Source organism: Mycobacterium sp. GA-1841, from assembly GCF_001954135.1.
In the GTDB taxonomy this organism is placed as follows: domain Bacteria; phylum Actinomycetota; class Actinomycetes; order Mycobacteriales; family Mycobacteriaceae; genus Mycobacterium.
Window position 1 is genome coordinate 35,755 of record NZ_MBEQ01000069.1, and the last position, 26,653, is coordinate 62,407.

General features: G+C 65.8%; 24 protein-coding genes. 10 read left to right on the top strand and 14 right to left on the bottom strand.

Translation table 11 applies throughout. The annotated features are described in order from the left end of the window. Nucleotides 1-4 precede the first annotated feature (4 nt). Nucleotides 5-439, bottom strand: coding sequence for a nitroreductase family deazaflavin-dependent oxidoreductase (locus A5740_RS16125; protein ID WP_076195486.1), 435 nt, complete (start codon nt 437-439; stop codon nt 5-7). Between the two features lie 126 nt (nt 440-565). On the opposite strand from A5740_RS16125, the gene A5740_RS16130 reads away from it, so the two are divergent. The 3 genes from A5740_RS16130 (at nt 566) to A5740_RS16140 (ending at nt 2,186) form a co-directional block, all read left to right on the top strand. Continuing rightward, the gene (locus A5740_RS16130; protein ID WP_076195487.1) at nt 566-964 is read left to right on the top strand and encodes a lipoprotein LpqH; all 399 of its coding nucleotides are present in this window, start codon (nt 566-568) and stop codon (nt 962-964) included. 75 nt (nt 965-1,039) lie between these two features. Further along, entirely contained in the window at nt 1,040-1,270 is a 231-nt protein-coding gene (locus tag A5740_RS16135) for a hypothetical protein (protein WP_076195488.1), read from the top strand. A gap of 82 nt (nt 1,271-1,352) precedes the next feature. Next, nucleotides 1,353-2,186: a class I SAM-dependent methyltransferase gene (locus A5740_RS16140; protein ID WP_076195489.1), complete on the top strand. Its 834-nt coding sequence runs from the start codon at nt 1,353-1,355 to the stop codon at nt 2,184-2,186. 15 nt (nt 2,187-2,201) lie between these two features. Here the strand turns inward: A5740_RS16140 and A5740_RS16145 are convergent, their stop codons facing one another. Beyond that, a complete protein-coding gene (locus A5740_RS16145) occupies nt 2,202-2,591 on the bottom strand; it encodes a MerR family transcriptional regulator (protein ID WP_076195490.1) in 390 nt (129 codons plus the stop codon). 58 nt (nt 2,592-2,649) lie between these two features. Between A5740_RS16145 and A5740_RS16150 the strand changes: the two genes are divergently transcribed. Further along, nucleotides 2,650-3,108: a PPOX class F420-dependent oxidoreductase gene (locus A5740_RS16150; RefSeq protein WP_076195491.1), complete on the top strand. Its 459-nt coding sequence runs from the start codon at nt 2,650-2,652 to the stop codon at nt 3,106-3,108. Here the strand turns inward: A5740_RS16150 and dnaE are convergent. The 5 genes from dnaE to lspA all read right to left on the bottom strand — a co-directional run bounded on the left by dnaE (nt 3,105) and on the right by lspA (nt 9,952). Then, on the bottom strand, nt 3,105-6,662 hold the full coding sequence (gene dnaE, locus A5740_RS16155) for a DNA polymerase III subunit alpha (RefSeq protein ID WP_076195492.1): 3,558 nt from the start codon (nt 6,660-6,662) through the stop codon (nt 3,105-3,107). The genes A5740_RS16150 and dnaE overlap by 4 nt on opposite strands. 12 nt (nt 6,663-6,674) lie before the next feature. Next, a complete protein-coding gene (locus A5740_RS16160) occupies nt 6,675-7,379 on the bottom strand; it encodes a TetR/AcrR family transcriptional regulator (RefSeq protein WP_076195493.1) in 705 nt (234 codons plus the stop codon). 67 nt (nt 7,380-7,446) lie between these two features. Beyond that, nucleotides 7,447-8,346 (bottom strand): EamA family transporter RarD, encoded by a 900-nt coding sequence (gene rarD, locus A5740_RS16165; protein WP_076195596.1) that lies wholly within the window; start codon nt 8,344-8,346, stop codon nt 7,447-7,449. Between the two features lie 50 nt (nt 8,347-8,396). After that, nucleotides 8,397-9,320 carry an RluA family pseudouridine synthase gene (locus A5740_RS16170; protein ID WP_076195494.1) on the bottom strand — a complete coding sequence of 308 codons (924 nt, stop codon included), beginning with the start codon at nt 9,318-9,320 and terminating at the stop codon, nt 8,397-8,399. Next, the gene (gene lspA, locus A5740_RS16175; RefSeq protein ID WP_254849212.1) at nt 9,320-9,952 is read right to left on the bottom strand and encodes a signal peptidase II; all 633 of its coding nucleotides are present in this window, start codon (nt 9,950-9,952) and stop codon (nt 9,320-9,322) included. The genes A5740_RS16170 and lspA overlap by 1 nt, the downstream gene beginning before the upstream one ends. 75 nt (nt 9,953-10,027) lie before the next feature. Between lspA and A5740_RS16180 the strand changes: the two genes are divergently transcribed. Both A5740_RS16180 and A5740_RS16185 read left to right on the top strand, forming a co-directional pair. After that, a complete protein-coding gene (locus A5740_RS16180; protein WP_254849213.1) occupies nt 10,028-10,999 on the top strand; it encodes an asparaginase in 972 nt (323 codons plus the stop codon). Nucleotides 11,000-11,022: 23 nt separating this feature from the next. After that, on the top strand, nt 11,023-11,493 hold the full coding sequence (locus A5740_RS16185) for a hypothetical protein (protein WP_371454764.1): 471 nt from the start codon (nt 11,023-11,025) through the stop codon (nt 11,491-11,493). 7 nt (nt 11,494-11,500) lie between these two features. Here the strand turns inward: A5740_RS16185 and A5740_RS16190 are convergent, their stop codons facing one another. Next, a complete protein-coding gene (locus A5740_RS16190; protein ID WP_076195496.1) occupies nt 11,501-12,868 on the bottom strand; it encodes a DNA polymerase IV in 1,368 nt (455 codons plus the stop codon). Between the two features lie 33 nt (nt 12,869-12,901). Between A5740_RS16190 and A5740_RS16195 the strand changes: the two genes are divergently transcribed. Then, nucleotides 12,902-13,120 carry an RNA-binding S4 domain-containing protein gene (locus tag A5740_RS16195; RefSeq protein WP_076195497.1) on the top strand — a complete coding sequence of 73 codons (219 nt, stop codon included), beginning with the start codon at nt 12,902-12,904 and terminating at the stop codon, nt 13,118-13,120. Nucleotides 13,121-13,127: 7 nt separating this feature from the next. On the opposite strand, the gene ileS is transcribed toward A5740_RS16195, so the two are convergent. Next, nucleotides 13,128-16,256, bottom strand: coding sequence for an isoleucine--tRNA ligase (gene ileS / locus A5740_RS16200; RefSeq protein ID WP_076195498.1), 3,129 nt, complete (start codon nt 16,254-16,256; stop codon nt 13,128-13,130). 246 nt (nt 16,257-16,502) lie between these two features. After that, a complete protein-coding gene (locus A5740_RS16205) occupies nt 16,503-17,069 on the bottom strand; it encodes a hypothetical protein (protein WP_076195499.1) in 567 nt (188 codons plus the stop codon). 135 nt (nt 17,070-17,204) lie between these two features. On the opposite strand from A5740_RS16205, the gene A5740_RS16210 reads away from it, so the two are divergent. The 3 genes from A5740_RS16210 (at nt 17,205) to A5740_RS16220 (ending at nt 21,475) form a co-directional block, all read left to right on the top strand. Beyond that, entirely contained in the window at nt 17,205-17,573 is a 369-nt protein-coding gene (locus A5740_RS16210; protein ID WP_076195599.1) for a transcriptional regulator, read from the top strand. 11 nt (nt 17,574-17,584) lie between these two features. Then, nucleotides 17,585-18,319: a hypothetical protein gene (locus A5740_RS16215; protein WP_076195500.1), complete on the top strand. Its 735-nt coding sequence runs from the start codon at nt 17,585-17,587 to the stop codon at nt 18,317-18,319. Between the two features lie 111 nt (nt 18,320-18,430). Then, nucleotides 18,431-21,475, top strand: coding sequence for an RND family transporter (locus tag A5740_RS16220; protein WP_217696700.1), 3,045 nt, complete (start codon nt 18,431-18,433; stop codon nt 21,473-21,475). A gap of 8 nt (nt 21,476-21,483) precedes the next feature. Here the strand turns inward: A5740_RS16220 and A5740_RS16225 are convergent, their stop codons facing one another. Genes A5740_RS16225 through A5740_RS16240 form a run of 4 tightly spaced genes read right to left on the bottom strand, consistent with a single transcriptional unit; the run spans nt 21,484 to nt 26,622 of the window. Then, a complete protein-coding gene (locus A5740_RS16225) occupies nt 21,484-22,659 on the bottom strand; it encodes a PE-PPE domain-containing protein (RefSeq protein ID WP_175616267.1) in 1,176 nt (391 codons plus the stop codon). Nucleotides 22,660-22,709: 50 nt separating this feature from the next. Next, nucleotides 22,710-23,420, bottom strand: coding sequence for a GAP family protein (locus tag A5740_RS16230; protein ID WP_076195503.1), 711 nt, complete (start codon nt 23,418-23,420; stop codon nt 22,710-22,712). A gap of 28 nt (nt 23,421-23,448) precedes the next feature. Then, nucleotides 23,449-25,170 (bottom strand): AMP-binding protein, encoded by a 1,722-nt coding sequence (locus A5740_RS16235; RefSeq protein WP_076195504.1) that lies wholly within the window; start codon nt 25,168-25,170, stop codon nt 23,449-23,451. A 36-nt stretch (nt 25,171-25,206) separates the two neighbouring features. After that, a complete protein-coding gene (locus tag A5740_RS16240; RefSeq protein ID WP_076195600.1) occupies nt 25,207-26,622 on the bottom strand; it encodes a condensation domain-containing protein in 1,416 nt (471 codons plus the stop codon). Nucleotides 26,623-26,653: the final 31 nt, after the last annotated feature.

The following is a 26,653-nucleotide window of genomic DNA, read 5'->3' on the forward strand; positions in this document are numbered from 1 at the left end:
TTCACTACACCGGGGTAAGCACAAATACCGGGATCTGACGATCGGTCTTCTTCTGGTATTCGGCGTAGTCGGGGAATGCCTCCACCGCGCGTCGCCACCACACCGCCTTCTCGTCACCGGTCACTTCGCGCGCCGTGTAGTCACCCGACGCGGTTCCGTCTTGAAGTTCGACGTGCGGATTCTTCTTGACGTTGTAGTACCAGACCGGATTCTTCGGTGCGCCACCCAATGACGCGACCACCGCGTATTCACCGTCGTGCTCGACGCGCATGAGCGGGGTCTTGCGGATCTTGCCGGTTTTCGCACCGACGGTGGTCAGCAGTATCACCGCCCGCCCGTTGAGTTCGGTGCCTGCGGTGCCCCCAGAGGACATGTACGTCTCGGCGTTCTCGCGGGCCCAGTCGGATGTGCTCGGTTCGTACTCTCCGTTCAATGGCATGCCACCAGCCTAAGACCCCAGGCCAACCAGTAGACCAAACCGCGCAAGCCGGCCGAAATGTGGTTGGCCGGGCTCTGAACCGGGAAGACCACCATCATGTGGCGGCCCAGGATTCGGCGGTTGGCGATGTGCGCTGTGGTAGCTCCCGCGGCGGCAGTAACTGCGTGCGCGGGCCCCACCGACGTGCCGGCCGGCGCCATGACCGCGCGGATGGTCATCGACAACCAGGAGACGCACACCACGTATCCGATCGACTGCACACAGCGAGGCTGGCTCTGGACCATCGAGACACTGCCGCAAACACCCGGTTTCACGGCGATCGTCGAGACGGGCCACGCTGTCGCACCCAAACTGGTGCGGATCCACGACCTGGCCGGGTTCACCGGTAACGCGGCGGATGAGGCGTTGGTAGGAGCCGAGATGGACGGCTCAACCATCCGGGTCAGCGGCACCGCGCACGGCGCATTCGCCGATCGGCCCACCAAGTCGGCCGAGGTTCGGTTCGAGATGGAAGCCCACTGCTGAGCTGGACCGGTCGAGTGCCGTCCCAATCCGGCGTTTCGGGTGGCCGAAATCTTTGTTGCGAGCTATCGTCAACATATGACCACGGCCGGGAATTTTCGCAACGCCACCTCCCGGGCTGATCATCGGGTCGACGTCGCAGGGGTGCCCTGGCCGGTCTACAAGTTGATCGCCCTGGCGGTCGGTCTCGTGGTGCTCGTAGCGGTCGGCGTGGCGACGATGAGTGCGGCACCCGCTGTCCTCACGGCCAGCGCCGCTGCCCTTGTGGTGTGGCTGGGCCTCGGGCACGCGTCGAACTCAGACCACTGACCTTCCCGGGTCCCGTGATGGCAAGTGCGGTAAACGTTTTGGGCTGAACGTTCAGCCCCGGACCGGGTGTACGGTCGGGCTTGTGGGCATTGCGACGACGGGTCTGACCCCGGTTGAAGAGACCGCATTCCTGACGCTGTATGCCAGGGCACTCGACAGCCGTTGGACCCGGCCTATCCTCGGCGACACCTTCGCCGACCAGGCAGTTCACGAACTCGATTACGACTTCTCCGGTCTGGGCGTGCAGGCCAGCGTGGTGTGCCAGTCAGCGCTGCGGGCCAAGATGCTCGACGACCGGGTCCGCGCGTTCGTCACCGCCCATCCCGACGCGGTCGTGGTCGATCTGGGTGGAGGCCTCGACAGCGGTGTCCACCGTGTCGCGCCGCCGGCCACGGTGGACTGGTACAGCGTCGACCTCCCGGGGATCAGCGCATTGCGGGACCGCGTGATGCCGCCACTCCCCCGGTCACACACCGTCGCGGCGTCTCTGGCCGACCCGGACTGGACCGACGCGATTCCCTCCGACCGCGCCACCATACTGGTGGCCGATGGGCTGTTCGCCTTCCTCACCGAGCCGGTGATCGTCGGCATCTTCGGCACGATCACCGACCACTTCCGCTCCGGCGAGTTGACCTTCAACGACTACGGCCGCATCGGTTGGGTCAGCCGGGCGGCCCTCAAACTGTTTCCGGCCAAAATGTTCAAAGATGTCGGAAGTCAGTGGGGTTACCCCGGTTTCAAGGATGCCCACCATCCCGAAACCTGGAATCCTCGGCTGCACCTGGTCGAGGAAACCAGTCTGACCCACCAACCGGAAGTCGATCTCTTCCCCGGCTGGCTGCGAATCGCCACCCGAGCGTCGGGCCTCAGCAGGGCAACGGCCCGCAAGGCGCGGATCCTGCGCTACCAGTTCTGACGCCGTGTACCGACATCACGTCGGCACCGCCGCATGGATGCCGCAGGTACACACGTCGATGGACGGGCACGTGCATTGCATACCCCACTCGATGATCGCCCGGGCCCGTGTCAGCGCACTCATCTGCTCGTCGATCTCGGAGAGCTTCGCCTGTGCCAGGGCCCGCGCGGCCGGCCGGCCCGGGGTGTTGTCATCCATCAGCACGGCGATGTCGTCGAGGCTGAATCCGGCGCTCTTGCAGAGCCGGATCACCTCCAGCCGCACGAGCACCGACTCGTGGTAATGCCGCTGTCCACCGACGCGCTCCGGAGCGGGGAGCAGACCCAGCTGTTCGTAGTAGCGCAACGCGGTCTGGGCGACGCCCGCGCGACGGGCCACCTCGCCGATGGTCAGCCGATCGCTCATCGTGAACTCCTCACGGGAGGCTTGACTTAGAGTCAACTCTAAGTTGTTGACTCGTGCCATGCCATCCAAAGACACCTTGAACCGCACTCGCTACGCGGTCCTGCGCAGCTTCCGCCGTGACGGCTCACCCGTCGACACCCCGATCTGGTTCGCCCTCGACGACGATCAGAGCATCGTCTTCCGAACCAAAGTAGGCCCCAAAACCACACGCCTGAACGCAAACCCGGAAGTTCAACTCATCCCCTGCGACTACCGCGGCCGCATCACCGACCCGCACCCCCGGCACGGCCGGGCCACCATCCTGTCGGGCGCCCCGGCCCAGCGGGCCAACCGGGTGTTGCACCGGCGCTACGGGTGGCAGTGGAACATCGTGCCGCTGCTGAAGATCCCGGGCGTCACCAACGTGCACCGCGACTTGCCGCTACGGGAGAAACTACGACGCGCCCGCATGCGCGAGGTGTGGCCGGACAGCGCCATCGTCCGGATCGCACTCGCGCCGCAGGAGTTACCGGCCTAACCCAGGCAGCCCGGGCCGAGCAACGCCTTCAGGTCGCCCATCAACGCCGAAGACGGCGTCACCCGCAGCGACTGATCCAGCTCCAGCGTGGTGATCCGCTCGCCACTGATCAGCCGCAGATGGACCTGGGAAGTACCGGGATGGTTGGCCAACACCTGTTTGAGCGCACTGACCTTGTCGATCGTGCACTGACGGGTGGGCAGGCTGACCGCCAACGGACGGTCGGCCTGGGCGCTGCTGAAGTCGGGCACGACCAGTTCGTGGGCGATCAGCGAGATCCGGTCGTCGCGAGCGGCCACCTTGGCCTTGACCAGCACCACCACGTCGTCGGCGATCTCATGACCGAACAGTGAATAGGTCTGCGGGAAGAACAACACCTCGATACCACCGGTGAGGTCTTCCAATTGGGCTGAGGCCCAAGGCAAACCATTCTTGTTCACCCGACGGTTGACCGAGGCCAGGATGCCGCCGACCACCACCTGGGCGTCGTTGGCAACATCGCCGTCGAGAATCGCCGGGATCTGGGTGTCGACCTGGTTGGCCAACAGATGGGCGACCCCGTTGAGCGGGTGGCCGGACACGTACAGCCCGAGCATCTCCCGCTCCAGGGCGAGCTTGTGCTTGTCCTCCCACTCCTCTTCCGGAACGCGGATGGTGAACACAGCGTCCGTGCCGCCACCGTCATCGGAGCCACCGAAGAGGTCGAACTGGCCCATCGCTTCGGCCTTCTTGGTACCGAGCACCGAGTCGACGGCGTCGGTGTGCACCAGGAACAACCCCTTCCGGGGATGGCCGAGCGAATCGAACGCACCCGCCTTCACCAGTGATTCGGTGACCTTCTTGTTGCAGGCCGCGATGTCGATCTTGTTGAGATAGTCGGAGAAGTCGGTGTACTTGCCCTTCTCGGTGCGCGTAGTGATCAGCGACGCAACGACATTCGCGCCCACGTTGCGGATGGCGCCCAGACCGAAGCGAATGTCGTCCCCCACCGAGGCGAAGTTCTGCACCGACTCGTTGACGTCGGGCGGCAGGACCGTGATGCCGAGCCGGCGGCAGTCGGCCAGATAAACGGCGGCCTTGTCCTTGTCGTCACCGACCGAGGTGAGCAGGCCGGCCATGTACTCGGCGGGATAGTTCGCCTTGAGGTAGGCCGTCCAGTACGACACCAGGCCGTAGCCGGCCGCGTGGGACTTGTTGAACGCGTAGCCGGCGAACGGAAGGATGGTGTCCCACAGGGCTTTCACTGCCGCCTCGGAGAACCCGTTGGCGGTCATGCCTTCCTTGAAGCCCTTGTACTCGGCTTCGAGCACCTCAAGCTTCTTCTTACCCATGGCCTTACGGAGCGCATCGGCCTTACCCATGGTGTAAGACGCGACCTTCTGGGCGATGAACATGATCTGCTCTTGGTAGACGATCAGGCCGTACGTCTCGGCCAGGATCTCTTTGAGCGGTTCCTCGAGTTCGGGGTGGATCGGCTTGATCGCCTGCCGGCCGTTCTTACGATCGGCGTAATCGTTGTGGGCGTTCATGCCCATCGGTCCCGGGCGGTACAGCGCGAGCACCGCCACGATGTCGTTGAAACCGGTGGGCTGCATTCGGCGCAGCAGGTCACGCATCGCACTGCCGTCGAGCTGGAACACGCCCAGCGTGTCACCGCGGCCGAGGAGTTCGTAGGCCGCCGGATCGTCGAACGGCAACGTGTCCAGATCGAGGTCGATACCGCGGTTGGCCTTGATGTTCTCGATGCAGTCACCGATGATCGTCAGGTTCCGCAGCCCGAGGAAGTCCATCTTCAGCAGGCCGATGGCCTCGCAGGACGGGTAGTCCCAGCCGGTGATGACCGCGCCGTCCTGGGGCCGCTTCCACAGCGGGATCGCATCGATGAGCGGCTCGGAGCTCATGATCACCGCGCAGGCATGCACACCCGCGTTACGGACCAGCCCCTCCAGACCACGCGCAGTCTCGAAGATGGTCCGCACGTCCGGATCGGTGTCGATCAGAGTCCGGACCTCGGCGGCTTCCTTGTACCGCTCGTGGCTGGGGTCGGTGATCCCCGAGACCGGGATGTCCTTGGCCATGATCGGCGGCGGCAGTGCCTTGGTGATCCGGTCGGCGATCGCGAAACCGGGTTGGCCGTAGTGCACGCGCGCCGAGTCTTTCAGCGCGGCTTTGGTTTTGATGGTGCCGAACGTGATCACCTGGGCCACCCGGTCGCTGCCCCACTTGTTGGCCGCATATCGCAGCATCTCACCGCGACGACGGTCGTCGAAGTCGATGTCGATATCGGGGGCCGACGGGCGCTCCGGGTTGAGGAACCGCTCGAACAGCAGCCCGTGCGGAATCGGGTCGATGTTGGTGATGCCCAACGCATATGCCACCAACGAGCCGGCGGCCGATCCACGGCCCGGACCCACCCGGATGCCGACCGAGCGGGCGTAGTTGATCAGGTCGGCCACGATGAGGAAGTACGACGGGAAGCCTTTGTCGCAGATGACCTTGATCTCGTAGGCCGCGCGGTCGGTGTACTCGGCGGGCACGTCGGCGCCCCGAAATCGGTGCTCCAGCCCGGCCCGCACCTCATGCGTCAGCCACGAAGCCTGGTCATGGCCGTCAGGGACCGGGAACACCGGCATCCGGTCGGTGGGCGTCCAGACGTCGGCGTAGGACTGCACCCGCTCACCGATCAGGACCGTCGAATCACACGCGCCCGGCACCTGGGAGTCCCACAGGGCCCGCATCTCTTCGGCCGACTTGAGGTAGTAGCCGTCGCCGTCGAACTTGAAGCGGTTCGGATCCGACAGGGTCTTGCCGGTCTGGATGCAGAGCAACGCCTCGTGATTCTGCGAGGCCTCCCGGGTCACGTAGTGGCAATCGTTGGTGGCCAACGGCGGGATGCCGAGCTTCTGACCGATCTCCAGCAGGCCCTCTCGGACCCGGCGCTCGATGTCGAGGCCGTGGTCCATGAGCTCCAGGAAGAAGTTGTCGGGCCCGAAGATCTCGCGCCATTTGGCGGCCGCCTCCAGCGCCTCCTGACGGTGACCGAGCCGCAGCCTGGTCTGCACCTCACCCGAGGGGCAACCCGTCGTGGCGATGATGCCCTCGGCGTGCTCGGCGATGATCTCGGCGTCCATGCGGGACCACTTGCCGAGCTGACCCTCGAACGACGCCAGCGAGGACAGCTTGAACAGGTTGCGCAGACCCGTCGCGTTCTCCGCGACCATCGTCATGTGGGTGTAAGCACCGCTACCCGAGACGTCGTCACCCTTCTGGCTCGGGTCGCCCCACTGGACACGTTTCGTCTCGAAACGAGACGCGGGCGCGATGTACGCCTCGATACCGATGATCGGTTTGATGCCGGCCTTGGTGGCCGAGTTGTAGAACTCACTGGCGCCGAACATGTTGCCGTGGTCGGTCATCCCGATGGCCGGCATGCCGAGGCGTTGGGCCTCGGCCAGCATCGGAGTGATCTTCGCGGCCCCGTCCAGCATCGAATACTCGGTGTGGTTGTGCAGGTGGACGAAAGATCCCGAGGACCCCGAAGATGAACCGCTCATAGGGCTGCCAGTCTATTGCGCCCCACCGACACCGCCGCGCGTGTCGCAACGCGTGTCTTTGCCCACGGGCCGGCACGGCCCACCGGCCGCCGACAGCAAGCCGTTTCCGATCACCAGCTGAAGTTGCTTGGCAACCTCGGGAAGATCCACCGAACGGCGCTGCCAACCGGTGTAGGCGCCCACGCCCCACAACATGGCGTACAGCAATTCGACCAGAACCGCCGGCTCGGTGTGCGGCGGCAGTTCGCGGCGGGCCACCGCCAGGGTGATCACCTCGCCGAGGAACTCCCGGGTGGCCGCGACGGTGACCGCGGGCAGCTGAGGATGACGAAGCGCCTCGAGCCGGGCATTGATCAGGAACCCGACCAGCGCCCGGTCGTGTTGCCACACCGCCACCACCGCATCGACATAGGCGCGTAATCGATCGAGCGCTGCCTCATGCTTTTTCGCGGCGTGAATACACTCGTCGACCACCTCGTGCGCCCGCGCGAGCAGTGCGCGGTAGAGCTCCTCACGACTGGAGAAGTAGTAGTTCAGCGTGGGACGGCTCAGGCCGCTGCGTTTGGCAATTTCCTGGAACGTCGTCGCGGCGTACCCGTGCTCGTTCATGACCTCGAAGGCCGTTCGCAAAATGCTTTCACGGGTTTGCGCGGCATCGGCTCCGACCGGTCGGCCGGGCCCTCGACGGCCGCGCGGGGGTCTGCCTTGCGAAGTCATCGAGCAAACCCTATGACATAGCTAAATCAAGGTCAAAAGCCCCATTCGCAAACGATTGCCGCGCCCGTTACCCGGACAGCGGCTGGGACTCCGCGCGACCGATGTCGCCTTGGCCCGGTTCAGCCGACCGTTTGCGCAGCGCACCCATGGTCATGATCAGCAGCGCCAGCCAGATCAGGGCGAACCCGATCCACCGACTCGGCGGCATCGGCTCATGGCCGATGAACACGCCCCATGCCATCTGCAGACCCGGGTTGAGGTAGAACAGCAGACCCAGCGTCACCAACGGAAGCCGTTGCGCGGCGGCGGCAAACATCAGCAACGGCACGGCGGTGACCGGACCGGCAAGGAGCAACAACGCCGCGTGCCCGGGGCCGTGGTCGAGGAAGTTTCCGTAGCCGGCCAGCTCGAGCGTGAGCAGATAGCCGCCGGCGACCGGAAGAGCCACCAACGTTTCGACGGCCACACTCACCCTCGGGTCAGCCTGCACCACTTTCTTGACCAACCCGTAGATGCCGAACGAAAGCGCCAGCGTGACCGCGATGTAGGGCGGCGCCCCCACGCCGACGGTCAGAATCACCACGGCCACGACCGCGAGCATCACCGCGACCGCCTGCCATCGGCTAATCCGCTCCCGGAACACCACTACGCCCAGCAGCACGCTGACCAGAGGATTGATGAAGTACCCCAGGGCGGCATCCACGACATGGCCGGTCGTGACCGCATAGATGTAGGTCCCCCAGTTCAGCGAGATCAGCGCTGCTGCCGCAGCCAGTTGCAGCCAGGTCCGCCGCCGCAACCGGCGCACATCCCCCAGCCGCCGGCCCACCGCGAGCACCAGCACCAGAAACACCGCACTCCAGACGATCCGGTGCGCCAGCACCTCGAGTGCACCAGCGGGCAGCAGAAGCAGGAAGAACCCGGGGCACAACCCCCACCAGATGTACGCCCCGGCTCCGTACAGCATCCCGGAGCGCCCCGCGTCCGCCGGTTTCCGGACCGCGCCGCCACCCACAGTCAGTGGCGACGCAGCACGTCGAGTGCGGCCTGCAGGTCAGCCGGGTAGGGGCTGGTGATCTCGACGCGCCGACCGTCGGCCGGATGCGCGAACGCCAGCGACCGCGCATGCAACCATTGCCGTTCGAGCCCAAGCTTTTTCGCGAGTGTGGGGTCCGCACCGTAGGTCATGTCGCCGCAACACGGGTGGTGCAGTGCCGCAAAGTGCACGCGGATCTGGTGGGTCCGGCCCGTCTCCAACTCGATGTCGAGCAGGCTGGCCGCCTGGAACGCCTCCACGGTGTCGTAATGGGTGATGCTGTGCCGGCCGCCGTCGACGACCGCGAACTTCCAGTCGTGCCCGCGGTGCCGCCCGATCGGGGCATCGATCGTCCCGCTCGACGGATCCGGGTGGCCCTGCACCAGGGCGTGGTAGCGCTTGTCGACCGTGCGCTGTTTGAACGCTCGCTTGAGCACCGTGTACGCCCGTTCGGACAGCGCCACCACCATGACACCGGACGTGCCGACATCGAGTCGGTGCACGATGCCCTGCCGCTCGTGGATCCCGGAGGTACTGATCCGGAACCCGGCGGCAGCCAGTCCGCCCAGCACGGTGGGTCCGTGCCAGCCCACCGTGGCATGGGCGGCCACGCCGGGCGGCTTGTCCACCGCAACGATGTCATCGTCGGAGTAGAGGATGTCCATGCCCTCGATGTCGACCGGGGTGTTCTCGACCGGCGCCGGAGGCGGTGGCAACCGGACCTCCAGCCAGGCCCCCGCGACGAGTTTGTCGGACTTGGCTGCGGGCGCACCGTCGAGATCGACGCCGCCTTCCTCGGCCAGGGCTGCCGCCGCGGTGCGGGACAGTCCGAGTAGACGGGCCAACCCGGCGTCGACTCGCATTCCCGCCAGGCCTTCGGGCACCGGCATCGATCGGGTCGTCACTATGACGTCTCGGCCTGGCCGCCGACTGCGCTCGACTCGTCGGAGGAGGTCGTCTCATCGGCGTCGGCCTTGGTGTCGGGAGCCGAGACCTCGTCGGGGCGCCGCCGCCCGACCGTGTCGAAGTCGAAGCCGAACAACGACAGCGCCACCAACAGGATCGCGCCGCCGACCACGGCCGGATCGGCGACGTTGAACACGGGCCACCATCCGACGGAGAAGAAATCGACGACGTGGCCCCGCAACGGCCCGGGAGCCCGGAAGAAGCGGTCGATCAAGTTTCCGGTGGCACCGCCGAGGATCATGCCGAGGCCGAGCGCCCACCACGGCGACACCAGCCGACGGCCCATCCAGACGATGCCGATCACCACTCCGGTCGCGATGAGCGTCAGCACCCAGGTGTATCCGGTCGCCATCGAGAACGCCGCACCGGAGTTGCGCACCAGTGTCCAGGTGACCGTGTCGCCGATGATCGACACCGGTTGGCCCGGAGTCAGCAGCCGAACCGCAAGCACCTTGGTCACCACGTCGACGACCAGCACCACTGCCGCCACGGCGAGCAGCAGGCGCAGCCGTCGCCGAGGCCGGACCACGGCCGCAGGGGACGATTTCGTATCCCCGGTTGCGTCGGTCACCGGCTCTACCGGGCCTGACGATTCATCAGTCACTCCCCCATCATCCCAAACAGTTCATGCGCGACAATCTGCACCGTGACCCAGACCGTGACGGTGCCTGCGCGGCCGAGTGAGCGCATCGTCGTCATCACCACCGGCGGCACCATCGCCACCAGCACCGACGACCACGGAATCCGACATCCGGCCCGTACCGGAGCCGAATTGACGGCGGGGTTGGCCCCCGGCCACGAGATCGAGGTCGTCGACCTGATGTCCGTCGACAGCGCGCTGCTCACACCTGCCGACTGGGATGCGATCGCAGCCGCCGTCGCCACGGCCTCGACCCGGGCCGCCGGCGTCGTGGTGACCCATGGCACCGACACCATGGAGGAAACCGCGCTCTGGCTCGAGCTCGGCTACTCCGGTGGCGTGCCGGTGGTGCTGACCGGGTCCCAGCGCAGTGCCGATGCGCCCGACAGTGACGGACCGGGCAACTTGCACGACGCGATCACCGTCGCCTCCAGTCCCCACACCCGCGGACTCGGGGTCGTGGTGAGCTTCGCCGGGACCGTGTGGCAACCGCTGGGCTTGCGCAAGCGCCATACCCGGGAGTTGAACGCGTTTGCCGGCACCGCGCTGGCAACGGTCACCGCAGGCACCTGTGACGTGACCGGGGACAAGCACGGTGCATTTCTGGGCGGGCTGACCGCAGCGGCGGCGCCTCGCGTCGACATCGTCGCCGCGTATCCGGGCGGGGACGCGGCCGCCCTGGACGCCTGCGTGGCCGCCGGAGCACGTGCCGTCGTTCTGGAGGCAATGGGTTCGGGCAATGCCGGAACGGCGCTGATCGACGCGGTCCGTGGGCACTGCCGCGCGGGCGTGACGGTCGCGGTGTCGAGCCGGGTGCCCGACGGTCCGGTCGCCGCGCAGTACGGCCCGGGACAACAGCTTGTCGGTGCCGGTGCCGTGATGGTGCCCCGCCTGCGCGCGGCTCAGGCCCGGGTGTTGCTGATGGCGGCGCTGGCGGCCGGCCGGCCAGCCGCAGAAGTCATCGATCGCTGGGGTTGACGGTCTGTGCTCAAATAGAGAACGTGCGATTCCACATTGCGGCGGCAGTGGCCGTCAGCGTCCTCGCGCTCGGACCCGCCCCCACCGCAGCGGCGTGGCCGTGGCCGCCGCCACCGGGGGTCGAGGACATCGACGCGTTCCCGATCGCCGAAGGCAACTACACCTCGCCCTCCGATTTTTACGGGCTGTACTTCCAGACCCCGGACGGCCGGTTCTGCGGAATCCTGCCCAACCGCGGCCCGGTCGGCTGTGACGCGGTGCCCGCAGATGCGCCGGAGGGCATGAACCAGACCTTTGTCGAGGCCGGCGACCCGGCTTCCTACCGTCATTCGGAGACCAAGCTGTTCACCCGAGATGTCGACGTGCTGCCCGCGGGTCACCGATTGGAGAACTGGGGAGCCGCCTGCGGTGTCACCCATGACGGCACCCTGATCTGCAAAACGTCTGGCCGACACGGCTTCTCGTTGGATCCCGACTCCGGCTTTCTCTGGTAGCCGAGGCTCAGTCGGTCAGTTCGGCCAGATAGTCGCCCCAGTCCAAGCTCTCGATGGGGTTGGCCCGGGCGAACCCAGGCGTATCCGCGGGAAACGTTCGGGCGATACCCGGTCCGGTGGCGCGGGTTTCGAAACGCACCGTCATCACACCGTGTCCGGCACCCTGGATCCAACCGTGGCCGTGATCGGGGTGCGCCACATCGTCGCCGATGCGCCAGCCGGTTTCGGTCACCCGGGCAATTTCGGTGGCCTGCTGATGGGAGTCCGAAATTTCGTCGGGTTGGTCCAGATCCGGAAACAGCGATTCCTGACGAATATCGGACAACCCCGAAAAACCCACGCCGACAAGGCGAATCGGTCCAACCTCGACCGGGTCGAGCAGTAGCCGATGGGCCGTGCCGATCAGGGTGGCAGCCTCGGTGGTGGCATACGCCAGGGTGGCCGAGCGGGTCAGCGTGCTCATGTCGGACTTCTTGAGCTTGACCGTCACGGTGCGGGCGCCCCGCCCGTCCTTGGCCAGGCGCCGGTGGGCATGCTCGCCGATCGGACCGATCGCCTCCTGCAACTGACGCAGGGTGGTGAGGTCTTCGGGGAAGGTCGACTCCGCGCTGATCTGCTTGGCCTCTGCGCGCTCGGCGACCGGGCGATCATCGATGCCGCGGGCCAGCCGATGCAGCGCGGCGCCTACCGCCGTGCCGAGCACGCTGGCCGCCTCGGCATCCGACAGCGCGGCCAACGCGCCCACCGTCTCGATACCCAGCCGGTGCAGCTTCTCCTCGGCCACCGGGCCGATCCCCCACAGCTTGCGCACCGGCAGACCGTCGAGCAGCCGCGCCTCCTCGTCGCGGCGGACCACCCGGATGCCATCGGGCTTGGCCAACCCCGAGGCAATCTTGGCGATCTGCTTTCCCGACCCCGCCCCGACGGACGCCACCAGCCCGGTCTGCTCACGCACCTTGGCGCGCAACCGCTGGCAGAACTGCTCGACATCGGCCGCGGTGGCGCCGGCCAACTCGGCCGGTTCACCGAACGCCTCGTCGAACGACAATTGCTCGAGCACCGGTATGACACTGCGGACGGTGTCGAGGGCACGACGGCTGGCGGCGCTGTAGACCGCGCCGCGCGGCGGCAACACCACGGCCGGGGCGCCGACGAGCCTGCGGGCCTGATGCATCGGCATCGCGGAGCGGGCACCGTACCGACGGGCCTCGTAGCTGGCCCCGGCCACCACACCACGCCCACCCAGACCGCCGACGAGCACCGGGCGACCGCGCAGGGTCGGCCGGGTCAGCTGCTCGACCGACGCGAAGAACGCGTCCATGTCCAGGTGCAGAACCCAGCGTCCGCCCGCGCCCGTGACCTCGGCGCCGTTCATACCTGCAGATGCTATGGCGCTAGCCTGACTTTCATGGACCCGGTTGACGTACCGATCAGGGACGACTCGATCCGCCTGGGGCAGTTCCTCAAGCTGGCATCGCTCATCGACAGCGGCGCCGACGCCAAGGCCGTCATCGCCGACGGTCTGGTCAGCGTCAACGGCGAGGTCGAGATCCGGCGCGGACGCCAGCTACGCCCGGGCGACACCGTCACCCTCGGCGACCAAGCAGCGCGGGTGGCCGCCGACTGATCCGAGCTCACGCCTTGGCGATCGCGACCCGCACGCCGTCCCCGATCTCTGCCCCGTCAACCACGTCGCCGAATTCGAAACTCGTGGCCAGGATTTCACCGGCGATCAGATCACGATGGGTGCGAGCCCACGGCTCGAACTGGGTCGGCACCGACATCTGCACCTCGATTCGGTCGGACACCTCCAGCCCGGTCGACTTGCGCAGTTCCTGAAGCTCACGGATTCGGTCCTTTGCCCAGCCCTCGGCTTCGAGTTCCTCGGTGACCGTGCCGTCGAGCACCACCAGCCCCGCACCATCGGGCAGCGCCGCAGTCCATTCCGGTTCGGCGGCAACGAGTTTGGCGGTGTACTCCTCCGGCTGAAGCACCACCGGACCGGCGCACAGGGTGCCGTCGGGATTGACCACGCCCTCGCCCGCCTTGACGGCCTTGATCGCTGCCTGCACGTCCTTGCCGATGCGGGGACCGGCGACGCGGGCGTTGACCGCGAGGTCGAACCGACCGTAGGCGTCGATGTCGTCGGTCAGGTCGACCGCCTTGACGTTGAGTTCATCGGCGATCAGGTCGGCGAAAGGGGCGAGGGCGGATGGGTTCACCGACTTGTCCAGAGCAACAGTCAGCTTCGGCAATGGCAGGCGCACGCGCAGCTTCTTGGCCTTGCGCAGTGAGGACCCGACCGAGCACACCTCACGCACCTGGTCCATCGCCGTGACCAGGGCGGCGTCCTTCGGCAACACATCGGCTTCCGGCCAGTCGGTGAGGTGCACCGACCGCTCCCCCGTCAAACCGCGCCAGATCACCTCGGTGGCCAGCGGCAGCAGCGGCGCGGCCAGCCGGCAGGTCACCTCCAGCACGGTGTGCAACGTGTCGATGGCGCCGGCATCCTCTTCCCAGAACCGTGAACGCGACCGGCGCACATACCAGTTCGTCAACGCCTCGGTGAACTGCCGCAGCTCGTCGCACGCCCCGGAGATGTCGCAGTTGTCCAGCGACACGGTGAGATCGTCACGCAGCTGGGCCAGCTTGGCCAAGATGTAGCGGTCCAGGACGTTGGCCGAATCGGTGCGCCAGGCGCCCTTCTTCGGGGCATACAGCGCCAGGAAGCTGTACGCATTCCACAACGGCAGCAGCACCTGTCGCACGCCTTCACGGATGCCCTGTTCGGTGACGATCAGGTTGCCGCCGCGCAGGATCGGCGAAGCCATCAGGAACCAGCGCATGGCGTCAGAACCATCGCGGTCGAACACCTCGGACACATCGGGGTAGTTGCGCAGCGACTTGCTCATCTTCTGGCCGTCGTTGCCCAGCACGATCCCATGCGCCACGCAGGTTTTGAAGGCCGGCTTGTCGAACAGCGCGGTGGCCAGCACGTGCATGGTGTAGAACCAGCCACGGGTCTGGCCGATGTACTCGACGATGAAATCGCCGGGGAAGTGCGTATCGAACCAGTCCTGGTTCTCGAACGGATAGTGCACCTGCGCGTACGGCATCGACCCGGAGTCGAACCACACGTCGAAGACGTCTTCGATGCGGCGCATCGTCGACTTGCCGGTCGGGTCATCGGGATTGGGCCGGGTCAGCTCATCGATGAAGGGCCGGTGCAGATCGGTCGGCCGCACCCCGAAATCACGCTCGAGCTCGTCGAGGCTGCCGTAGACGTCGATCCGCGGATAGGCCGGATCGTCGGACTTCCATACCGGGATCGGGCTGCCCCAGTACCGATTTCGCGAAACCGACCAGTCACGGGCATTGGCCAGCCATTTGCCGAACTGCCCGTCCTTGACATGCTCGGGATACCAGGTGATCTGCTGGTTGAGCTCGACCATCCGGTCCCGGAATTCGGTGACCTTGATGAACCACGACGAGACCGCGCGGTAGATCAACGGATTTCGGCACCGCCAGCAGTGCGGATAGGAGTGCTCATAGGTCTCGTGCCGCAACAGCACCGCGCCGTTCGCCGCGGCCGGCCCGTCACCGTTCTTGAGGTCACGGATGATCTGGGAGTTGGCCTCGAAGACCTGCTGGCCGGCGTAATCGGGCACGGTGGCGTCGAAGCGGCCCTTCGAATCCACCGGGGTGACCGCGACGATGTCGGCGGTGTCGGCAGTCGCCTTGTCGTCCTCACCGTAGGCAGGCGCCATGTGCACGATGCCGGTGCCGTCCTCGGTGCTGACGAAATCGGCGGCCAGCACCTGGAACGAATTGGGCGCGTCCATGAAATAGGCGAACGGCGGCAGGTAGTGCGTACCCAGCAGGTCCCGCCCGGCGTAGCTGCCCAGCACCTCGGGTTCCTCGCCGAGCTCGCGGGCGTAAGAGGCGAGCCGGGCTTGGGCCAGGACATAACGTCGACCGTCGGGCCCCTGCACCTGGACGTAATCGATGTCGGGGTTGACGGCGACCGCCTGGTTGGACGGCAACGTCCATGGTGTCGTCGTCCAGATTAACAGGTGCGCACCCTTGAGCGGACCGTCGGTCACGGTGAAGCCCACGGTCACCGCCGGATCCTGGCGGCTCTTGTAGACGTCGTCGTCCATGCGCAGCTCATGGTTGGACAACGGGGTCTCGTCGTTCCAGCAGTACGGCAGGACCCGGTTGCCCTCGTAGGCCAGCCCCTTGTCCCACAGCTGTTTGAAGGCCCAGATCACCGACTCCATGAAGGTCGGGTCCAGAGTTTTGTAGTCGTTGTCGAAGTCCACCCAGCGGGCCTGGCGCGTGACGTAGGCGCGCCACTCGTCGGTGTACTTGAGCACCGAGGCACGGCAGGCCGCGTTGAACTTCTCGATGCCCATCTCTTCGATCTGGGCCTTGTCCGCGATGCCCAGTTGACGCTGCACCTCGAGCTCGGCCGGCAGACCGTGGGTGTCCCAGCCGAACCGGCGTTCCACCTTGTAGCCGCGCATCGTGCGGTAGCGGGGCACGATGTCCTTGACGTACCCGGTCAGCAGGTGCCCGTAGTGCGGCAGACCGTTGGCGAAGGGCGGACCGTCATAGAAGACGTACTCCTCGGCGCCCTCACGCTGGGCGATGCTGGCCCGGAAGGTGTCGTCGGCAGCCCAGTAGTCGAGCACCTCGAGTTCCCGCTCGGGGAAATTCGGTGCGGCCGGTTTGGGGTAGGCCGGCTGGGAAGAGGCAGTCACGTCGTCTCCTGTGCCTATGACGCTTCCAGGCACGGGGACGACGTCGCACGGGTGCGCAAGCGCCGCGGTACCACCCCGCTTGCGCGTTGCACCGCAACGCGCCGCTCAACTTTCGGGCGATCACGGGCCCACCCGTCCGGTTCTACTGGGCGTCAGTGCTGTTCTTCCGGAGGCTCCCCGGTGATGGCCGGATCAACGCCGATTTCCCAAGTCTAATGAGCACCGCAAATCGCGCCGCACCGACGTCTATCCCGAGGTGAGCTCGATCAGCGCCAGCGGGAACTGCTCGGCCAACTCCTCGATCGTGCACCGGTCGAATCCCCGGCGGTCGAATCGCCACTGCAGACACATGGTGGTCTCGGGACCGGGATGAATGTGGACGGCCAGTGGAGACCGGGCCCGGTGGGCCGGCAAACCCTCACCGAACGCAAAGCTGATGTCCGCCGACGGATGACCCGAGCTGTCATTCGTCGGATAGGCCGCCGCCAGCAGTTCGGGCCCCGACAGACCCCGACGGGACACACAGGGCACGCCGATCTGGCGAACGTCGTGGCGTCCGACGCCACCGACGACGTCCACGCGCAACACGCCTTCACCGATCGTTCGAGCCACTGCCCGGCCCAACGTGGCCAGCAACAAGTCCTCGACGGTGCATCCCATGGCGACCTGGGCGCCCCGCAGTTCCTCGATCAGCACGTCGTCCAACGAACTGGACACCGTGGCGACGTCGGCGGGACGCGGCCGCCCGGCGAAGCCGTAGTCGACGATCCACGAACTCGCGCCGGGCGCATCGGGCAAGACGGAAACAGACATATCTGTAACGGTAGTCATTCAGTCCCAAAATTGGGAGACCTGTGCCATAAGTCTGACATCGCTGTCAATTACGCGGCAACTGCTTCGTGGCGGTTCGCGATGACCAATCACCGGGACGAGGTCTATGGTGGTCCAATGCCGCGCACCGACGAGAACGGCAGGCAGCTCAAGGCCCTGCTCGACTACCTGCTGGACGGCGAGGTCGACGCCAAGGCCGTTTACAGTGCGCTGGGCGTGTCCAGCAGCACGTATTACCGGCGCATCAAAGAAGCCGACTACCCCAACGCCGAAGAACTGCGCCAGGTCGCCGATCGTTTCCAGCTCAGCTACCCGGACCTGCAGATTCGGTTCGGGCTGATGAGCCATGAGGAAGTCTGGCACTACATGGAATCCGCACCGGTGACCGTGGAAGCCGGCCGCACCGCCACCCGCCATCGACCGGTCGTTCATCGGCGCCCGCGGCTGTCCGACCTCAGTCCACGTCCCGACGCGCCACCGCTCTGAGCGGAGTTTCCATGTCCGTCGCCACGCTCATCGCGATCACACTCGGCTGCATCCTGTGGAGCCTGTGGATCAGGCGAGTCACTTGGTCCTGCCGATGGGAAGTGGCCGCCACGCTCAACATCGCGCTGCAAGGCGCGGCGGTGCTGCTGATGTCACCGTGGGCGTCGAGCACCATCGGTCCGGTTCTGTACAACCTGACCGGCAAGTGGAACCTCGAGGATTACATCGGTCACGACTGCTACATCGTCGCCGCGTCCGCGATCGTCTACAACTCGTTGGGCCGGCTCCAGGACGACAACGCCATGCAGCGCTCGTTCAAGCAGTACGTCGAGCGTCCGGCGACGATCTGCATCCCGGTGCTGCTGGCCACGTTCTCACTGGGCAACGGCGCCGCGATATACCGGCCGGATTTCTTCCAGGTGCCCACCGACTTCTGGCTCAGCGCCTACTGGATCCTGCTCTGCGGCACGTTGCTCTATCTACTGGGCTACGGATTCCGCGCCATGCTGGTACTGCGCCAGGACCCGCGGTCCCGCCGGATCGCAAACGTCTACCTGTTCGCCTCGGCCAGCGGGATGCTCGCCTGCACGGTCCGCATCGTCACCGCGTTGGTGCCGTCCCTGCAACCGATCGAGAACGGCCGGCTGGTATGGATTTTCGCCTGCGGCTGCGGTGCGCTTTTCGCACTCACCTCCGCCCACTCCTGGCGGATCAAGACGCGTTGGTTGGCGTCGAGTAATCGGTGACGCCCGTCGTCTCACCGCTTTCCGGGTACCGACCGCTGCCGTTGCGCTCGCCCGTAGGATCAAAAAGTGCCGACGCAGACCGAACGTAGGAGCGGCACCGAACACTCCTCGCTGTTCGTCCGACTCGGCTCACTGATCGTCCGATGGCCCTGGGTGGTCATCGGAATCTGGTTGGTCATCGCAGCGGCCCTGCCGCTGACATTCCCGTCATTGACCCTGATGGTGCAACAACGGCCGGTCGCGATCCTGCCGGCACACGCACCGGTCACCATCGCCACCCACGAGATGACCGAGGCGTTCCACGAATCGGGTTCGGAGAACGTCCTGTTGGTCGTCTTGACCAACGACAAGGGGCTCGGCCCGTCGGACGAGGCTACCTATCGCACCCTGGTCGAGAACCTGCGCAAGAACGACAAGGACGTCGTGATGCTGCAGGATTTCATCAGTGCTCCGCCCTTGCGCGAGTTCATGGCCAGCAAGGACGGCAAGGCCTGGATCCTGCCGGTCGGCATCGCCGGCGACGTCGGGTCACCCCAGTCCTACGCGTCCTATACCCGCGTCGCCGACATCGTGAAAGACAGTGTCAACACCGAAGACAGCGTCCACGACGCGTCTCTCACGGCGAGTCTCACCGGGCCCGCCGCCACCGTCGCCGACCTGACCGATATCGGTGAACGCGACACGACCGCCATCGAGATCGCCACCATCGGACTGGTTCTGGTGATCCTGCTGCTGATCTACCGCAACCCGGTCACGATGTTGCTGCCGTTGCTCACCATCGGCGCATCGCTGGTCACCGCGCAATCAGTGATCGCCGGCCTGGCATACCTTGGCATGGGTATCTCGAACCAGACCGTGGTCTTTCTGACCGCGATGATGGCCGGTGCCGGCACGGACTATGCCGTGTTCCTGGTCAGTCGGTACCACGACTACCTACGGGACGGTCTGGAGTCCGACCGCGCGGTCGAACAGGCACTCGGCTCGATCGGCAAGGTCATCGCCGCATCCGCGGCCACGGTCGCCGTCACCTTCCTCGGGATGACGTTCGCCCAACTCGGCGTGTTCTCCACGGTGGGCACCGCGCTCGCAGTCGCGATCGGCATCGCCCTACTGGCTGCTCTGACGCTGCTGCCCGCGGTGATGGTCTTGGTGGGACGCCGCGGCTGGATCGCCCCGCGCCGTGACCTGACCAGCCGGATGTGGCGACGCTCCGGGGTACGTATCGTGCGCCGGCCGTGGTCGCACCTGGCGGTGAGCCTCGTCATCCTTGCCGCACTGGCCAGTTCGGCGGCGCTGATCCAATACAACTACGACGACCGCAAAGCGCTGCCGGCACATGCCGAGAGTTCGATGGGCTACGCGGCCCTGGAGAACCACTTCCCGATCAGCTCGGCCATCCCGCAGTACCTGATAATCCAGTCGCCGAACGAGTTGCGTACTCCTCAGGCGCTGGCCGATCTGGAGCAGATGGCCCAGCGCGTGAGCCAGCTTCCCGGGATTGCGACGGTGCGCGGCATCACCCGACCGACCGGAGAATCACTGCAACAGGCCCGACTGAGTTATCAGGCCGGTGAGGTCGGGACCAAGCTGAACGACGCGTCCACTCAGATCAACGGGCGGGCAAGCGATCTCAACCGGCTCACCGACGGGGCCGATTCACTGGCCGCCAGCCTGCTGGACGTACGCACCCAGGTCACCCGTGGCGTGGCCGGAGCGCGGGGCCTGGTCGATGCGCTCGCGACGATGCAGAAACAGGTCGGCGGCGACGCGACACTGCAGCAGATCGACAGCGCGGCAAAGCTCGTCAACAGCATGCGCGCGCTCGGCGACTCGCTCGGTGCCAATTTCGCCGACCTGACCAACGGGATGCCGTGGATCGATCCGGTGCTGCGCGGTCTGGATACGAGCCCGGTCTGCCTTACCGACCCGGCCTGTCTCGAGGCCCGCGGCGCGCTGCGCCGACTGGCCACGGCGCGCACCGACGGAACCTTCGATCAGATCGCCGCGCTGGCAAGGGATCTTCGGGCAACCGAACCCATGCAGACCCTGGATGACACGGTCAAGAAGCTCGGCACCACCGTCGACACCGCGAGCAGGGCCATGCAATCCATCGGATTGGCCAACCCGGCCCAAGCGCAATCGCAGCTGAACACCTTGCAGAAAGGTGCCGATACCCTCGCCGATGCCAGCAGGCAGATCGCAGACGGGGTGTCGCAACTGGTCAGCGAGACGAAACGGATGGGATCGGGGCTCGACGAGGCGTCGGCGTTCCTGCTCACGATGAAGACCGATGCGGCCAGCCCGCCGATGTCCGGCTTCTACGTGCCCGCACAGGTTCTCACACAAGACGAATTCCGTAAGGCCGCAGCCACATTCATCTCCCCCGACGGCCATACTGCCCGCTATCTGATCCAGACCGACATCAATCCGTTCAGTATCGAGGCGATGGATCTCGTCAATTCGATCGGCGATACCGCCCGCGGCGCCCTGCCCAACACCGCGCTCGAAGGGTCCTCGGTATCCATCGCCGGTTACCCGGCGATGCTTCGCGACACCCGCGATTTCTACAACCACGACATCCGGCTCATCATCGCCGTCACGATCGCGGTGGTGCTCTTGATCCTGGTTCTGCTGTTGCGTGCGCTGGTGGCGCCGTTGTACCTGATTGCCTCGGTGGTGATCTCCTACCTGTCGGCATTGGGTATCGGTGTCGTGATGTTCCAGTACGTGCTCGGCCAACAGTTGCATTGGAGCGTGCCCGCACTGACCTTCATCGTGCTGGTGGCTGTCGGCGCCGACTACAACCTGTTGCTGATCTCCCGGATTCGGGACGAGTCACCGAATGGCGTGCGCTCAGGGGTGATCCGGACCGTGGGATCCACCGGCGGCGTGATCACCGCGGCGGGGCTGATCTTCGCCGCCTCGATGTTCGGGCTGCTGTTCGCCAGTATCACCACAGTCGTCCAAGCCGGATTCGTCGTGGGCGTGGGAATTCTGCTGGACACGTTCCTGGTACGCACCTTGACCGTTCCGGCGATCGCCACCCTGATCGGCACGGCGAACTGGTGGCCATCCGACTTCGTCACCGGGCAACTCGACCGGCTCCGACCCCGGCTACCGGGGGCTGCCAGGCGAAAGGCTGGGACCGGCAGCTGAGCCGAGCGTCAGCCGAATCCCGGGAACAGGTTCTTCACTTGCTGAGCCGCGTTGTCGATGTTGGCCTGATCGGTCGGGCTCAGCTTGATGCCCTGCACGGCCTTGTCGATGTTCTCCTGGTCGGTGCGACTCAGTTTGACGGTGGGCTGGGTAGCCGCCTGCGGTGACGCCGGCACTGCCGGTGGCAGCGCGGCGCCGGCCTGCCGCAGCCAGTTCTCCACGTTGGCCCGAGCCACCGGGTCGATACCGGTCGCCGGAGCACCCGGGTAGTCGTTTCGGGAGTATCCGGCGTCCACCATGGGCCGGACCACGCCGTCGAGCTGGTCGACCAGTTCATTTGGGACGCCGAGATCGCGAAGCGGCCTGGTCAGTGGCAGGACCGTGGTCGGCAGGAAATAGGTCGTCTGCGTTGCTCCCTTGGAGTTGACGGTGACCACGATGTTTTGCGGTGGCACGTCCTCGCGCGAACTGTAGGAGGTCTCGGTGTGCAGATACTCCAGGGCGACAAGTGAATTCGCCAACGCCAACCAGTTGTCCGGGCGATCGGGGAAGTCCGCGATGAAATCGTATTCACCCACCACCATCGTGGTGTCGTACTGGCTTTCCACCGGAGCGCGCACGGTGTAGTCGATCAGCGGAATGTAGGTGCCCGGCGGCACCGACGACAACACCGAATGGCTGAACGGCGTGATCGCCTGCGGCGGCCCGAACAGGGTGAAGGACACCCCTTCCGGGGCCCGTGCACTCCGATCCTGCGCCAGGCGGGCCAAAGCCTCACTGAGCACCAGGGCGCCCTCGGAGTTGCCGACCACCACGGTCTCGCCGGGGGTGTTCTGGAGCGCGGTCTTCAGATTGCGGGCACCGGTGTCCACCGAAACCCCCACGCTGTCGGTCGAGATCGTGTTGCCCGGCCACAAGGTGTCCGGCAGCCGGCCGTACACCATTCCCGCGGGATACTCGACGATGCGCCGCTGCGCGTCCGGGTAGTAACCGCGGCCAACTCTGTTGGTGATCTGATCCCACGGAATTCCCGGCCCGCGAGCGCCACCGAAGATCAGCGCCGTCTCTGCCGATGCCGTACCGGTGCCGAAAACCGTTCCCGCGGCGACGAGGCCCACGGCGAACGTGCCGGCCAGCATGGTGTGGGGTATCCGTCGGCGAGCGTCCCCGTTGCGTCCAGCCATCCTGCGATCTCCCTTCCGAGCACCGCACGTCGGCGGCGTCATACTGTCGCTCAAAGCCCTGACAGACCGATCGCGATGAACAACGACCCTGCCGCGGCCAGAATTATCGCCACGTCGCGCCGTGTGGCCGAACGGATCCAGGTGTGCACCCGAGCCATCCATACCAGCGTACGGTCCGGGGCGATCAGATAACTCACGAGTGGGATTTCCACCAGGGCGAAGGCCACGAGGTTGAAGGCGAGCACCGCGACAACCTGTGTGCCGGCTCCGACCCCGGCGGCGTGGATCACTCCCAACGCTGCCAGATAGTCGACCGACGGCAGCGCGATACCCAGCCCGCCCAGGCCGGCGACCCACAGTGAATCGCCTTGCATCACAGCACGAATCCGCGAGCGCAGGCCCAGCCGCGGCGTTGCGACCGCCACCTGCGCAGTCGCGGCCCCCGGTGTCTCCGTCGGTGCCGGCACCGGCGGCCGGGACCGCCGCGCACTCACGTTCGCCGCCAGCACCACGGCGGCTACCAGGGCGAGGATACCGATCCCGATCTGCATCCTGGGCACGGTGAGCGCCGTTGCCAAGGGGGTAGCCCGCAGCACGAGCAACGCCGTCATCCCGACGACCATGCCCATCAGGAACCCGCCCCCCAGGAAGGCGAGTAGCTGATGGATCGGACGTGGCCGGTTCAGCATCAGCACGGTCAGCCCGACCCGCACCGGTTCGAGGCTGACCGCGACGGCCATCAGAAAAAGAGTTGCCCACATGGTGGTCTCAGCGCTTCAGTCGTCCCGGCTAGGTGTCCAACCTGGCAAATTCCTTGCGCCGGTACAGTTCGGCGCTCGCTGCCCGGCGGACCTTGCCGCTGGTGGTGATCGGGAGCGAACCGGGGGCGACGAGCGCGAGATCGGCCGGGTTCAGTCCGTGGTTGGTCGAAATCGCCGATGTGACTTCGCGCTTCATCGCTGCCAGACGCTCCGAGAGGTCCTCCGGTGATTCACCGGACCGCTTCTTGACCTCGATGACGGCGACGAGTTTCTCCTCCTCGTCATGGTTCACCGCGATCGCGGCCACCCGGCCTCGCGAGATCGACGACACCGTGGCCTCGATGTCATCCGGGTAGTGGTTGCGGCCGCGAACGATCAGCAAATCCTTGACCCTGCCGATGATGAACAGCTCACCTTCGGAGATGAAGCCCAGATCGCCTGTGCGCAGCCAGGTTCCCGGTACGCCGGTCACCTCCGCACCGAACGTCTCCTCGGTTTCGGCCGGCCGGTTCCAGTACCCGACCGCAATGTTCTCCCCATGCGCCCAGATCTCTCCGATCATCCCGGCCGGGACCTCGGAACGGGTGTCGGGGTCGACGATCCGGACCGCGGGACTCTGCGGGGTGCCGTAACTGATCAAGGCCGTCCCGCTCGCGCATCGCTCGGCGTGGCCGGCCGCCAGCTTCTCCGGCTCGAAGTGGACCACGTGCGGCGGCTTTCCCGGCTCCCGCGTCGCCACGTACAACGTGGCCTCAGCCAGACCGTAAGAAGGCCGAATCACCTTTGGTTGCAGGTTGAAAGAGGCGAATCGATCGGCGAAGCGGTGGACCGTTGTTTCATGCACCCGCTCGGCACCGCTGATGATGCTCAACACGTTGCCCAGATCGCAGCCCGCCATGTCGTCATCGGTGGTCTTGGCAGCGGCGAGGTCGAAAGCGAAATTGGGTCCGGCGGTCAGCCCGGTGGTCACGCTGCCCAACTGCTGCATCCAGCGGGCCGGTCGGGCCAGAAACGCCAGCGGGCTCATCATCACGGTGCGCCATCCGCCGAGAATCGGGGCGACGATCCCGGCCATCATGCCCATGTCGTGGTAGAGCGGCAGCCAGGTCACGACCGTGGTGTCCGACGGCGGCACCCGATTGTAATCCGGGTAGAAGCCGGCCATCATCTGCTCGAAATTGGCCGTCAGGTTGCGGTTCGACACCATCACGCCCGCCGGGATGCGGGTCGAGCCCGAGGTGTACTGCAGGTAGGCGGTCTGCGGCGGTGGTTCGCGCCGCAGTCGCACGGACTTACGGGAGTCGAGGTCGAGCGTGTCGACCTCGAGCACGTTGGGCGCCGGATGGCCATCCTGTGCCACGGCGTACGGCTTCACCGTCTCGGCAATGGCCGAGGTGGTCAGGATGACGGCGGGGGATGCATCGCTGAGCACTGCGGTGACCCGCTCATCGTGCGCACCGATCATCGGCGTCGACAGTGGAACCGAGACCACACCGGCTTCCAACGAAGCCAAGAACGCCACCACGTAATCGAGCCCCTGCGGCGCCAGCACCACCGCGCGGTCCCCACCTGCCGCGTGAGTCTGCAGTTCTGCGGCCAGATTTCGGATGCGGCGGTAGAGCTGCCCCCAGGTCAGGTTCTCCTCGACGCCATCCCAGTCCCGTTCATAGTCGACAAAGGTATAGGCGACGTCGTTGGGCTGGAGGCTGGCACGTTCCCGCAGCACGCCGTTGAGTGTTGATTCAGTCACCGAGTGCGCCTTCCTTTTTCGACTTCATGCCGTGTCTCACCTGAGCGCTCCTGCACTGAGACTCTCCAGGACCCGGGCACATGTCGATTTCAATATCTTGATGTACCGGCCGACCGACTCGTGTGCCTCCGGATTGTTCGGATAGACCACCGATACGGCGGTGCGGTCCTTCAGGCGCACCAAGAAGATGGTCATCTGATACGAGTACACGCCGTCGCTGAACATTCCGATCCGCATCGATTCCAGCTCTGTCGTGAGCAGCACCGACAACGGCGCTGCCCCGGCATCCAGAAAGTTGATCACCTGGAAATTCGGCCGCGGCCAATCCAATTCGGGTCGCAATTCGAGCACCCGGTAGAACGGCACATCCACCAGTTCGCGACCCGCATCGAAGGATTCCTGCGCGGCGACCGCGGCTTCGGCGAACGACCTGTCCGCGATGGGGACGGTGATCGGGATCAACCCGGTGAACCAGCCCATCGTCATCAGATCGGCGGTGGTCTTTCTGGTGTCGCTCGGGGTCAACCCGTAGTACGTCTTTGCACCGGTCAACTCATACTCGACCAGGCCGGTGCAGGCGAGCATGCCGCCGATGAAACGGGCCCCGGCATCGACGCACAATGCCTCGAACTCGGCGGTCTGCTCCTCGTCCATGATGGTCTCCACCCACACCTCGGCTCCGCACGGCTCTAGCGGATCACCAAGGGGCAGCGGGAAGTCCGGCAGACTTCCGTCGTTGTTGGCGGCGAAGTCGGCCCAGGCCCGAACGGCCGGAGAGTCCGGCGTCAAGGAACCGAGAAGCTCCTTCTGTCGCAGGCAGAAGGCGTCGTAACTGCCCGCCTCCGGCAGAGCCAACGGAGCACCGCCGCCGACGAGCGTGCTGTACATGGCGTGGAATTCCATGAGCGTGACGCCGGCGAATGTCGCATCCATGTGCAGGTGGTCGATGCTCACGTAGATCGTGAACCGATCCGGGTACTGAACGATGCCGTAGGTGAAGCAGTCCCAGTGCAGTGGATCCGGTGTCGACAACGTCAGCGCCCGCAGTTCCTCTGACGTGAGATCGCCGTGCCGGGTGGGCACGAATTTGATGTCGGCCGGGTTGGGCATCGTGTGCCGCACGATGTCGTTGACATCGTGGTACTCGAACCAGCTGCGGAACGTGTCATGCCTGCGCACGTGGGCATTGACCACATATGTCATTGCCCTGATGTCGCACTGGCCAGGGACGTCACACGTCACGATCACCAACCGCGAGTAGTCGAGGCCCTTGGCTCGCTGGTCGACGAACCCGCGCAGGTGCTGGGCCTGCATGTAGCTGACCGGCACCGCACTGACCGGCGCCTGCGCCGCCTTCGCGCACGACCCCGGCGAGGCGCGCCACGAAACGGCCGCACCGGGCGGAGCTTCCCACTCTTCGATCGAACCGATCGCAACGGACCCTAACAGCAACGTGACTCCTTCATACACTCAACCGATTTCG